This is a genomic window from Paraburkholderia sp. NPDC080076 (assembly GCF_050281145.1).
GTDB lineage: Bacteria > Pseudomonadota > Gammaproteobacteria > Burkholderiales > Burkholderiaceae > Paraburkholderia.
Window position 1 is genome coordinate 507,968 of the sequence record NZ_JBNNWQ010000003.1, and the last position, 12,132, is coordinate 520,099.

The following is a 12,132-nucleotide window of genomic DNA, read 5'->3' on the forward strand; positions in this document are numbered from 1 at the left end:
TTTTACTGTGGCAATGGGTCGCGAATAACGCAGCCGCGAATCTTTCTTTCCTTTTTCAAAGTTTGAAAATCAAAAGGCGATCCAGAATTTACCGTACTCGGCTGGCCGATCAGGCTCGGCGCTAGAACTTCGGATGACATTCGAAACTCATGGACGACCCGTGCTCCGTCAGCCCCTGGACGCCGCTGACGGTTTCCGTCGTCACGCTGGTCTGCATGCCGCGACGCTCGCAGTAATCGCGCGCCTCGTTCATGGCGTGCTCGTGCGCGCGGGCCCAGGCGAGGCGTCCGCCGGTCGCGCTTGCCGCGACCGTATAACTATTGGCTTTGCTGGTGGCGACCACGTCGCTGGAGCTGGCGCAGCCCACGAGGCTCGCGCACGCCGCCACGGCCGTAATGAAGGCACGCGCCCGTCTCGACAAAGCGTTTCGCGCCGCGGGCGCGCCGGTTGCGCCATCCCGTTCGGGCATGCGGCCTGAGACAGTATTGAACATGTATCACCTGCACATTTTTGCGGATTAACCAATCATGAAATTATCCGCAATCACGCGTAAGAGATCAGCCTCACCACCTGAAAACACTGTTGCTGGCGCCTAAACAATCGCTCAGGACGACGCCACCTTGCTCCGGCTCAGCATCAATTCGACCGCCTGCCAGGCGCGCTTGGCTGAAGACGGATCGTTGAACGCGCGCGCTTCGACCGTCGCGCCGTCGAGCAGCATCATGCACACGCTGGCGAAATGCCGCGCCGTGTCGGGCGGCACGATGTCGCGCAGGATCTCGTCGATCCAGTCCACCATTTTTTCGCGGTAACGGATCGCGACTTCGGAGACCTTCGGGTAGGACGTGCCGAATTCGGCGAGAGCGCGCTCGAACAGACAACCGGCGAACTCCGGCGTGCGGAACCAGGCTTCGTACCAGTCGAATATCGCTTTCACGCGCGCAAGCGGTTCGCCCACACTTTGAACACGCTGTCCCACGCTTTCGATGATGTAGTCGTAGCGCTGTTCCAGCACTTCCCTGACGAGATCGTCCTTGCCCGCGAAGTGCCGGTACAAGGTCATTCTGGCGACGCCCGAATCGTCGATGATCCAGTCCACGCCGACAGGGTGAAAGCCGTGCTTCGAGAAGAGTTCGGTGGCCTTGTCCACGACCTGCTGGCGCTTGCTTTCGCGCATCGATAGCTCCATGAATTCCGCCCGCATCTTAACATTCGGCGGCGTTCTTCATGCGCCGTACGGCCCGCACGAACGGCGCGGCACAGTCGTTGCTAAAGGGTTTCGTGTGAGCGCATCGCGGCTCGCTTCACGGAGTGTGCAGACATGCCCGATCACCGACCTATCCCACCGAGACCGGCACTGCCGACCGACGCGCGCGGCATGATCGGCAACATGAAAACTACGGCGCTCGTTTCGCTGCGCGGCTCGATCGACTTCATGTGCTTTCCGCGTATCGACTCGCCGGCCATTTTCGCCGGACTGCTCGAGCCGTCGCGCGGCGGCGCTTTCTCGATCGAACCCACGTTCGACACCGCCAACGTCAAGCAGATGTATCTGCCCGACACCAACGTTTTGCTGACGCGTTTCATGACGCCCGAAGGCGTGTGCGAACTGATGGACTTCATGCCGGTGCCCGAGGACGGCAGCGGCGCCAGCGCCGACGCGCCGCTGCCCAACTGCGTGATCCGCGTCGTGCGGGTCGTGCATGGGCGCATGGCGTTCAGGATGCATTGCGAGCCGCGCTTCGACTATGCGCGCGGCGCGCACACGGCTCACATCGATAAGGAAGGCGCGGTGGAATTCCACGCCGCCGCAGACGCTGGCATTGAAGGCGGCATGCAATTGCGCCTGAACAGCACCCTGCCGCTCACGCTCGACGACGGCGCGGCGCACGCCGAATTCGAACTGCGCAATGGCGAGTCGGCCGGCTTCGCTTTCGGCGATGCCGAAGGCTTGCGCGAAAAGTCGTTCGATTGCGAAGCGGCGCTGACCGATACGATCCGCTTCTGGAGAAGCTGGTCAGCGCAATCCACGTATCGCGGCCGCTACCGCGAAGTCGTGATGCGCTCGGCGTTGACCTTGAAGCTGCTCAGTTCCAGCGAGCATGGCGCGATCGTCGCCGCGCCGACTTTCGGCCTCGCCGAAGCGCTCGACGGTTCGCGCCGCTGGGACTACCGCTTCACCTGGATTCGCGACGCCGCGTTCTCCGTGTACGCGCTGCTGCGCCTCGGCTATACCGGCGAAGCGCGGCATTTCATGACGTGGATTGCCGGGCGCAGCCGTCATTGCGACTCGGACGGCTCGCTGAGCGTCATGTACGCCGTCGACGGCAAGGTGCCGCCTGAAGAAACCGAAATCGCGGCGCTGTCGAACGAAAACGGCGTGGCGGGCGTGCCGCTCATCGGCAACGCCGCGCGCGATCAGATCCAGCTCGACGTGTACGGCGCACTGCTCGACGCGATCTATCTGTACAACAAGTACGGCGCCGCGATCTCGCACGACGGCTGGCACGACGTCACGCGTACCGTCGACTATGTGGTCGAGCACTGGCGCGAACCGGACCACGGCATCTGGGAGTTCCGCAACGGCCTGCGGCCCCTGCTCCATTCGCGGCTGATGTGCTGGGTCACCGTGGACCGCGCGCTGCGTCTCGCGGAAAAGCGTTCGCTGCCCGCGCCGCTCAAGCGCTGGTTCGACACGCGCGACGCGATCCACGCCGATATCCACGAGCACTTCTGGAACGAGGAACTGAACGCGTTCGTGCAGACGCCGGATTCGCAGCGGCTCGATGCATCCGCGCTGATGATGCCGCTCGTGCGCTTCATCGGCCCAACCGATCCGCGCTGGCTCGGCACGCTCGACGCGATCGGCAGCGAACTGAAAGTGGACCCGCTAATCTTCCGCTACACGCGCGGCACGAAACTCGACGGACTGCCCGGCATCGAAGGCGGCTTCAGCGCCTGTTCGTTCTGGTATGCGGAAGCGCTGGCGCGGGCCGGACGCGTCGATGAAGGCCGCCTCGTGTTCGAGAAGATGCTCGCGTATGCGAATCACGTCGGCCTGTTTTCCGAGGAAGTGGCCACCAGCGGCGAGGCGCTCGGCAATTTTCCGCAGGCCCTCACGCATCTCGCGCTGATCAGCGCGGCTTATCAGCTCGACCGCAACCTGGGCAAGGTTCACGTTCCGTGGACCTGAGCACGCAGCATCGCTCGCATCGCCGACAGCGCAAAAATCTTCCGGAATCGGATTTCAGCGTCTAGTCTGTAACAACACCATTTAAACCAGCCGGACGCTGAACCGGAGGAGACATCGATGGAGCTCGAAGCACGCACTATGAAACGCGTAACGGTTCGGCTCGTGCCGTTCCTGATCCTGTGTTATTTCATTGCCTATCTCGACCGCGTCAACGTCGGCTTTGCTGCACTGCAGATGAACAAGGCGCTCGGCCTGTCCGCGAGTGCTTTCGGTTTTGGCGCCGGGATTTTCTTCATCGCCTATTTTTTCTTTGAAGTCCCCTCCAATCTGCTGCTGGAGAAATTCGGCGCGCGCCGCTGGATCGCGCGGATCATGTTCACGTGGGGCATTCTCGCGGGCGCGATGGCGTATATCCCAGATATTGCGCGCTTCACGGGACTCTCCGCCGCGCACGTGTTTTACGGACTGCGCATTCTGCTCGGCGTGGCCGAGGCGGGCTTCTTTCCCGGCATCATCTTCCTGCTCACGCTGTGGTTTCCAGCGGCGTATCGCGGTCGCGTGGTCGGCTATTTCATGGCGGCGATTCCGCTGTCCACCGTGATCGGCGGCCCGATCTCCGGCGCCTTGCTGTCGATGGACGGCTTCGGCGGACTGGCCGGCTGGCAATGGGTCTATCTGATCGAAGCCGCGCCCGCGCTGGTGCTCGCGTTCGTCGTGCTCTACTACCTCACAGACAAGCCCGCCGACGCCACCTGGCTCGCCGCCGAGGAACGCGGCTGGCTGGTCGCGCGCCAGAAGCAGGAGCGCGCGCATCGCGAAGCGGTGCATGCTTTCAGCGTGAAAGAAGCACTTTTCAATCCGCGCGTGCTGGCCGTCGCATTGATCTACTTCGGTGCGAACGCAACCAACTACGGACTGAGTTTCTTCCTGCCGCAGATCGTCAAATCGTTCGGGCTCACCAATCTGCAGACGGGCTTCGTGACGTCGCTGCCATATATCGTCGGCGTGATCAGCATGGTGTTCTGGGGACGTCACTCGGACCGCAAGCTCGAACGCAAACGGCACGTGGCGATTGCACTGCTGGTGGCGGCGGCCGGCATCGCGGCGGCGGCCGGGCTCGACAATCCGGTGCAGAAGATGATCGCGCTGTCGATCGCCGGGTTCGGCATCTTCGGCTGCCTGCCGGTGATCTGGACCTTGCCGGCCGCGTTCCTGTCAGGCGCGGCGGCGGCGGGCGGTATTGCAGCGGTCAACTCGCTCGGCAATCTGGCGGGCTTCTTCGGACCGTACGCGATGGGCTGGATCAAGGACAGCACCGGCGGCTTCGGCGCCGGTCTGCTGTGTCTGTCGGGCGCCGGTCTGGTTGGAGTCGCGGCCGTGCTACTGCTGCATCACGATGCTTCGCTCGAAGCGGGCGCGGGTTTTTCGGACCCTGACGTGGCGAGCGGGAGCGAGGCGGTGAGGTCGTAGGGGCCTGGTGCCGCGGCTAATGCGGATTGCCTGGAACGCCGCGTCCGTGGGAAAGCGCGGCGCGCGCATCCGTGCCTCTGGAAAGAGATGCGTGGCTCAGACGCATTTGTGGAAAATGCCGCGCGAGTTGAGCCGTGCTTTTGGAAAGAAACCACACGAGCGCAGCCACGCCTGGGAAAAGCGCCGACCCGGCTCAACCGCGCAGCGCGGCCAGACCACACCGCTCACGGCGAGCCGCGTCCGCCCGCCGGCGTTTCCGGCAGCGCGTTAGCCGGACTGCCGGCATCCGGCGGCACCACATCGTCCGGCGTGGGCGTCGGCGCCAAGGCCGGCTCACCGCCGCCGCGCGCTTCACCGTCGACCGCCCCGCTCGCCGCCACCGGCGCGGAACCCGGCGCCGGCAGCATCGGCGGTTGCGGCAAGGTTCGCGGCTCCGCCACCGCGGCCGACGCCGACGGCGCAACTGACGGCTCGACCGGCGTAGCAGCCGGCGCACGACGCGTCGTGCTGCGCGGCACAACCGGCGCCTCCTGCTTCGTCGGCGACTTCGCGAAGAGGTTCTGGAACCAGCCGCGCAAGCGCTCCGAGCGTTCGGCGAACCAGCCCGGCTCCTGGTCGGTCGCGAATTTGACGCGGCTGTCGACCAGTCTCGAACGCTGCGCGCGCTGGAAGAAATCGCCCACGATCGGCAGCGCGCTGTGCGCCCCCTGGCCCCAATAGTCGCTGCGCAAGGTCACGCGGCTGTCGTTGAACCCGACCCACGCGCCCGCCACGAGTTGCGGATGAATCAGAATGAACCAGCCGTCCGCGTTGCCCTGCGTCGTGCCGGTCTTGCCCGCGACGTCGCCACGCACGCCGAAGCGGCTGCGAATGCTCGAGCCCGTGCCGCGGTTCACCACGTCGCGCATGACGTCGATCAGCACGCGGTCGGCGTCGGCGGACAGTTCCTGCTTGGACGGCGCAGGCGCGAACTCGGCCAGCACTTCGCCTTTGCGGTTCTCGATGCGCGTCACCATCACCGGCTCCACATAGCCGCCGAGGTTGGCGATCGTGCCGTAGGCCGAGACCATTTCCTTTAGCGTGACCGGGCTCGTGCCGAGCGCGAGCGACGGCACCGGGTCCAGTTCGCTATCGCGCACGCCCATCGCGCGAGCGAGGCGCGCGACCTTGTTCGGGCCGACCGTTTCCATCAGTTGCGCAGTGATCCGGTTGCGCGAATACGCGAGGCCGTCGCGTAGGCTGATCTTGCGCTCGCTCGGCTCGTCCTCGTCGCTCGGACGCCAGACTTCACCGCCTGCCAGCGGAATCTCCACGGGCTTGTCGACGAAGGTGTCGGCGGGTTTCGCGCCCGATTCGAAGGCCGCCGCGTAGACGAACGGCTTGAAGGTCGAACCCGGCTGGCGCCGCGCCTGCTGCACGTGGTCGAACGGGTCCTGGCTGAAGTCGCGGCTGCCCACCCACGCCCGGATCTGGCCGTTGCGCGGGTCCATTGCGAGAAAGTCCGCCTGCACGCGCGTCTTGGACTCACAAACCGACTTGACCAGATCGCGGTCGGACGAGACGCGTTTGAGCGCGTCGTCATCGCTCAGGCCGGCGTCTTTCGCGGCGCGGTAGTCGGGTGTTTCGCGCAGGAAGGTCTGCAGGAGATCCTTGCCGTTCGAGCAGCCCGCGCGGGTGCCCCACGCGGAATTGGCGATGCCCTGCAACTGATTGCCCTGCAAAGTCACGGCCTGGGTCGCCATGGTCTGCAGACGCGAATCGATGGTGGTGCGCACCACCAGGCCGTCGGCATACATGTTGTAGTCGTTGCGATCCGCCCACGACGCCAGCCACTTGCGCAGTTGCTGCGCGAAATGCGGCGCGGGTCCGGGCGGCTCGGTCTGACGCTCGAAATCGATCCGCAGCGACCGGCGGCTCAAGGTCGCGTAGGCCGCCGGCGTCAGCTTGCCGTACTTGACCATCTGCCCGAGCACGGTATTGCGCCGCTGCAACGCGCGTTCGGGATTGAGCACCGGGTTGTAGTAGCTGTTGCCCTTGAGCATGCCGGTGAGCGTGGCGCTTTCCAGCACAGTCAGATCGGAAGCCGATTTGTCGAAATAGGTGCGCGCGGCCATCTCGATGCCGTAGGCGTTGTAGAGGAACGGCACCGTATTCAGGTAGGTTTCGAGAATCTCGTCCTTGGTGTAGAGCGCCTCGATCTTGAAGGCCGTGATCGCTTCCTTGAGCTTGCGCGTGAGCGTCGGCGCGCGGCCGATCTCGTCGGGATACAGATTGCGGGCGAGCTGCTGGGTAATGGTCGAGCCGCCCTGCCGGTCGCCGGAAAACGTATGCAGCGCGGCCGACGCCGTACGCCGCCAGTCGAGGCCCCAATGCTCGTAGAAGCGGTGATCTTCGGTGGCGATCAGCGCGTTCACCACGTTGGGCGAGATGTCCTTGAGCTTGACCCACTCGCGGTTGGAGGGCTTGAATTCGGCCAGCAGCTTGCCGTCCGCCGACAGAATCTGCGCCGGCTGCTCGATCTTGGCCTTGCGGATATCGCCGATGCTCGGTGTGAACGGAATCAGGATCAGCACATACAGCACGAACAGCAGCGGAAGCGCCGCGCAAGCCTTCAGGACGCCGCGGCGCGTAGGATGGCGCAAGTGCCACAGGGCCTGCGCGACGAGCGGGTTCGCGAGAGTCAGCCCTTTTTCAAGGGCCGCCAGAAATGAGGGGATGAAGCGCTTCACACTAGCTTACCGTCGGCTTGGAAAGGCGCAATCCTACCAAGATGCGCGGCGGCGGCCGATTTTTTGCCGCGAACGCGCTGCAAGCGCCTCGCAATCCGCCAAACCGCCGCGGCGCGCCCGCAACAATCGCGGCCCACTATAATGTCGCCAATTCCGACAAGAGGTGCTTCATGATCATCAAACCGCGCGTGCGTGGCTTCATCTGCGTTTCCACCCATCCGACCGGCTGCGAGGCCAACGTCCGCGAACAGATCGACTACGTCAAGGCACGCGGCCCCATCGCCAACGGCCCGAAGAAGGTGCTCGTGATCGGCGCATCCACGGGCTACGGCCTTGCCGCCCGCATCAGCGCGGCGTTCGGCTCGGACGCCGCCACGCTCGGCGTGTTCTTCGAACGCGCCGGCAGTGAAACCAAGGCGGGCACGGCTGGCTGGTACAACACCGCCGCCTTCGAGAAATTCGCCACGGAAAAAGGCCTGTACGCGACCAGCATCAACGGCGACGCCTTCTCCGACGCAGTCAAGCATCGCGCCATCGAAGTCATCAAGCGCGATCTGGGTCAGGTCGATCTGGTCGTCTACAGCCTCGCCGCGCCCAAGCGCACGCATCCGAAAAGCGGTGAAGTGTTCAGCTCGACGCTCAAGCCGGTCGGCCGTGCCGTGAATCTGCGCGGCATCGACACGGACAAGGAAGTCATCAAGGAGACCGTGCTCGAACCCGCCACCCAGCAAGAAATCGACGACACCGTCGCGGTGATGGGCGGCGAAGACTGGCAAATGTGGATCGACGCCCTGCTCGAAGCCGGCGTGCTCGCGGACGGCGCGAAGACCACCGCGTTCACCTACCTCGGCGAGAAGATCACTCACGACATCTACTGGAACGGCTCGATCGGCGCGGCCAAGAAGGATCTCGACCAGAAGGTGCTGGGCATTCGCGAGAAGCTGGCGGCCAAGGGCGGCGACGCGCGCGTCTCCGTGCTCAAGGCGGTCGTCACCCAGGCCAGCTCCGCGATCCCGATGATGCCGCTGTATCTGTCGCTGCTTTTCAAGGTGATGAAGGAGAAAGGCACACACGAAGGCTGTATCGAACAGGTCTATGGCCTGTACAAGGACAGCATGTACGGCGCGGCGCCGCATCTCGACGACGAAGGACGTCTGCGCGCGGACTACAAGGAGCTCGATCCTGAAGTCCAGAACCGCGTGCAGGAACTCTGGACTCAGGTGACCAACGACAATATCTACGAACTCACTGATTTCAGCGGCTACAAGACGGATTTCCTGCGTCTGTTCGGCTTCGAAATCGCGGGCGTGGATTATGAAGCGGATGTCAATCCGGACGTGCAGATTCCGAAGCTCGTGCAGGTTTGATGAAGCGCGGGGCCTTGGGCGGCCCCGCTTCAGTCTCTTGCGCCGCTAAATCGCGTCGCCGTCCACCCTCCTCGACTGCGCCACGTACCCGTCCACCGCGCGCATCACACGCACTTCCAGCGCGGCCGCGTCACGCTCGTCGCGCTCACCCGCCTGGTCGACCATGCCGCGCACGATCGCCAGCAGATCGCGCGCGACCAGATCCACATCGTCCAGTTCGGGCACCTGCGCCTTTTCCGTCAGCGCGCTGACCAGCGCCGTATGAATGGTGTCGGCGATGCGTTGATTGCGCTCGTCGACCGGCAAGCGGCGCTCCTCGGCATCGATGATGCGCGCCAGCACCGGCCTGCGCATCTGATGCGCGACGGACGCGCGCACCATCGCCTGCACGCTGTCACGCGAGTTCTCCAGTAACGACGCCGCCTCCACGTCCACCACCAGTTGCGCGGTTTCGCGCTCGATCAACGCAACGGTCAACGCGTCGCGATTCGGAAAGTATTGATAAAGCGAGCCGATGCTGACGCCGGCCCGCTCCGCGACCGCGTTGGTGGTGTAGCCGTCGAGTCCGCGTGTCTCCAGAATGCGAGCCGCCGCTTCGAGCACGGTCTCGACGGTTTGCGCCGAACGCCGCTGAAGCGGCGCTTTACGGGGCTTCAGACGCTGCGTGGAAGCTGATCTGGCCATGTCCGGAATGCGAGTTTCAAATGTGAGTATTCGCTCGTATTCTAATCCTGTTTTCGCGAAAACCCCATTAGCCCTTCGACATTCAACAGGACTCGAGCCTCATGACTTCATCTGCCAAAGCCCCCGTACTGACCGTATTCATGCTCGTCAAAACGACGCCCGAATGGCTCGGCTTTTCCGTCGACGAACGCTTCCGTCTGCTGGCCGAACACGTCGAGCCGATCCTCGAGCGTCACGCCGACGAAGTCAGCATGCGCTTTTACGACATCGAATTTTATTCGGCGCGCGTCACCGATATCTGGGTGTGGAATGCGACGAGCCATCACGCGTATGAAATGGTGGTCGAAGCCTTGCGCGAGACGCCGTTCTGGGACCGCTACTTCGACATCGTGGAGATTCTGCCGGGCGTGGAGAACGCCTACGCGAAGAACTACGACCGCGACACGCTGACGGCGGCCTGAGCCGCGTCGGCCGCGCCGTCACGATCCACTTCAGCAGGGAAACGCGGCCTGGAGCGAACGAAGAATCGCCAGGCCGATCGGAAAGTCGTCCGAAATGCCCGGGTGATTGTTGAAGAACTCGTCGAGCAGCGGATAGACGTTCTGGTTGCCAATGGCGAGATTTTGCGGCGGGCAGAAGAGCGGCGGCTTCTTCTTCGATACCAGCTCGCCGTTGGCCCAGCCGAACGCGTTGATCGTGCCGGTAATGTACGCGGCGTAGACCGAGTTGTTATCGGCATGCGCCCATTTCTTGTACTGGGCGGCCGTCATCTCGGCGCTCGCATTCAGAGTGAAACACGCGGCCACAAACGCCAGCGCAACTTTCGATACCCGCATCATGGAACCTTCAATCGGTGTCGCAAAAGCGGCCATTGTAGGCGAGTCGGGGCGTACCACGCAGAAGCGCTTGCATGAGCAGGAAATCCGTAAGCATCGCATACGGATTCTTGTAAGCGTCCCGGCTATGCGCGAACGCGCTACGGCGTGCCATTGCGGCAATAGGTTCGGTAGGCTTCGCGCGTGGAGAGACGCGCCATATACGCCGCGACCGCGGGCAATTCGCCGTGCTGCAACGGCGTTTCCAGCCAGCGGTTGATGGACAGCGCGATCGGAATGTCCGCGAGCGAAAATGCGTCCCCCGCGATGAACGCGCCGGTTTTCCGCAACTGGTCTTCGATCATGGCCATATGCCTCGCCCAGTTCGCGCACGACAGCTCGATCTGCTGCGGATCCTGGTGGGCCGGCGAATGCCGGACCAGCGCCAGAAACGCGTAGCTCCATGAACGGTTCAATTCACTCGCCTGCCAGTCGATCCACTGATCGCAGCGGGCGCGCTCGCCAGGTTCGACGGGATATAACGACTCGCCGTGATAGCGGCCCGCCAGGTAGCGGATGATCGAATTCGACTCCCACAACACGAACTCGCCGTCCTTGATAACGGGGACCATTGCGTTGGGATTCAGCGCGAGAAATTCCGGCACGTTGGTCGCGCGAAAACCGGAGCCCCAGTCTTCCTGTTCGAATGGAAGCGCGAGCTCCGCGCACGTCCACAACACTTTGCGGACGTTGATGGATGAGGTCTTGCCGAGTATCTGTAGCATGGGTTCAAAGCGTATCGACGGCTCGATGAAACGGACAGGCACAGTTTGCGCCATGCGCACCGGGCCAGCGCCGTTCAGTGCGACGCGACGAAGATCGACCCCGGCGCGGGCGGTGGCACGGCAAAGGATTTGCGCATCCGGTCGGCCTCCTCGACCGGACTGCGACCGAACAGGCGCTTGAATTCGCGGCTGAATTGCGAGGCGCTCTCATAACCCACCTGCACACACGCGAGCGCCGCCGTCACCTCGTTTCTCACCATCAGCAGGCGCGCCTGATGAAGCCGCGTCGACTTCAGATATTGCATCGGCGAGGTGCGCGTCACGGCCTTGAAATGGGAGTGGAAGCTCGGCACGCTCATGTTCGCTTCCAGCGCGAGTTGCTCGATGTCGAGCGGCTCGCGATAGCATGCGTGAATCTTGCGGATCACCTTGGCGATTCGGGCGAACTGGCCTTGCGCGGTCAGCGCGGCGCGCATCGATCCGCCCTGCTCGCCGGTCAGCACGTGGAAGTAGATTTCGCGCACCAATGCCGGGCCGAGCAACTCGGCCTCGAGCGGCACGCTCATTGCCTCAAGAAAGCGCAATACCGAAGCGCTCAGCTTCGCGTCAAGCGGCGTCGACATCATGCCGCGCGGCTCGGCCGGCACGCCGGCCTCCCGCTCGTCGAGTTGCAGCATCAGATCGGCGGCCAGCTTGAAGTCGAGGCGGAAATAGATGGCGAGCAAGGGCTCCGCCTCGCTTGCTTCGGTTTCCATGGAGAACGGCACCGGCACCGAGACGGCCAGGTAGTGCTGCGCGTCGTACACATAGACCGTCTCGCCGAGAAAGCCCCGCTTGCGCCCCTGGCACACGATCACCACGCCGGGGTCGTACAGCACCGGTGTGCGGCTGAGCGGCCGGTTCGAGCGCAGAAAGCGCACATCGGGCAGCGCGGTGAGGTTGTAGCCTTCCAGCGGCGCGAGATTTTCGAGCAAGGCCACCATGCGTTGCCGCGCGCTCGGATCATGGTGTTTGTGCTTCACTACGGGCCCCGTCGACATGGCTAAGCAGATTGCACTGTGCCATCGTTGCATCGGAAAATCCATCCGC

Annotated in this window: 11 protein-coding genes; 4 read left to right on the forward strand and 7 right to left on the reverse strand. The window is 63.7% G+C overall.

Going from position 1 to position 12,132, the window contains the following annotated elements; genetic code table 11:
* Positions 1–121 precede the first annotated feature (121 nt).
* Positions 122–493 carry a hypothetical protein gene (locus ACQKRQ_RS14590; protein WP_427477766.1) on the reverse strand — a complete coding sequence of 124 codons (372 nt, stop codon included), beginning with the start codon at positions 491–493 and terminating at the stop codon, positions 122–124.
* A gap of 111 nt (positions 494–604) precedes the next feature.
* A complete protein-coding gene (locus ACQKRQ_RS14595; protein WP_132374598.1) occupies positions 605–1,177 on the reverse strand; it encodes a TetR/AcrR family transcriptional regulator in 573 nt (190 codons plus the stop codon).
* Positions 1,178–1,321: 144 nt separating this feature from the next.
* On the opposite strand from ACQKRQ_RS14595, the gene ACQKRQ_RS14600 reads away from it, so the two are divergent.
* Positions 1,322–3,193: a glycoside hydrolase family 15 protein gene (locus tag ACQKRQ_RS14600; RefSeq protein WP_427477768.1), complete on the forward strand. Its 1,872-nt coding sequence runs from the start codon at positions 1,322–1,324 to the stop codon at positions 3,191–3,193.
* A gap of 117 nt (positions 3,194–3,310) precedes the next feature.
* On the forward strand, positions 3,311–4,663 hold the full coding sequence (locus ACQKRQ_RS14605) for an MFS transporter (protein WP_132374600.1): 1,353 nt from the start codon (positions 3,311–3,313) through the stop codon (positions 4,661–4,663).
* Positions 4,664–4,887: 224 nt separating this feature from the next.
* On the opposite strand, the gene ACQKRQ_RS14610 is transcribed toward ACQKRQ_RS14605, so the two are convergent.
* Positions 4,888–7,392: a transglycosylase domain-containing protein gene (locus tag ACQKRQ_RS14610; protein WP_427477770.1), complete on the reverse strand. Its 2,505-nt coding sequence runs from the start codon at positions 7,390–7,392 to the stop codon at positions 4,888–4,890.
* A gap of 170 nt (positions 7,393–7,562) precedes the next feature.
* Between ACQKRQ_RS14610 and fabV the strand changes: the two genes are divergently transcribed.
* Positions 7,563–8,759: an enoyl-ACP reductase FabV gene (fabV, locus tag ACQKRQ_RS14615; protein ID WP_427477772.1), complete on the forward strand. Its 1,197-nt coding sequence runs from the start codon at positions 7,563–7,565 to the stop codon at positions 8,757–8,759.
* Positions 8,760–8,804: 45 nt separating this feature from the next.
* Here fabV and ACQKRQ_RS14620 read toward each other — a convergent pair whose 3' ends face one another.
* Complete coding sequence (locus ACQKRQ_RS14620) at positions 8,805–9,443, reverse strand: TetR/AcrR family transcriptional regulator (RefSeq protein WP_427477774.1); 639 nt, start codon at positions 9,441–9,443, stop codon at positions 8,805–8,807.
* Positions 9,444–9,544: 101 nt separating this feature from the next.
* Here ACQKRQ_RS14620 and ACQKRQ_RS14625 point away from each other — a divergent pair, with 101 nt between their 5' ends.
* Positions 9,545–9,904, forward strand: coding sequence for a darcynin family protein (locus ACQKRQ_RS14625; protein ID WP_427477776.1), 360 nt, complete (start codon positions 9,545–9,547; stop codon positions 9,902–9,904).
* 30 nt (positions 9,905–9,934) lie between these two features.
* On the opposite strand, the gene ACQKRQ_RS14630 is transcribed toward ACQKRQ_RS14625, so the two are convergent.
* From ACQKRQ_RS14630 to ACQKRQ_RS14640, 3 genes are all read right to left on the reverse strand, one after another.
* Positions 9,935–10,282, reverse strand: coding sequence for a hypothetical protein (locus ACQKRQ_RS14630; protein WP_408246832.1), 348 nt, complete (start codon positions 10,280–10,282; stop codon positions 9,935–9,937).
* Between the two features lie 137 nt (positions 10,283–10,419).
* Entirely contained in the window at positions 10,420–11,043 is a 624-nt protein-coding gene (locus ACQKRQ_RS14635) for a glutathione S-transferase family protein (protein ID WP_408429640.1), read from the reverse strand.
* A 74-nt stretch (positions 11,044–11,117) separates the two neighbouring features.
* Positions 11,118–12,065 (reverse strand): AraC family transcriptional regulator, encoded by a 948-nt coding sequence (locus ACQKRQ_RS14640; RefSeq protein WP_408291340.1) that lies wholly within the window; start codon positions 12,063–12,065, stop codon positions 11,118–11,120.
* Between the last annotated feature and the right edge of the window lie 67 nt (positions 12,066–12,132).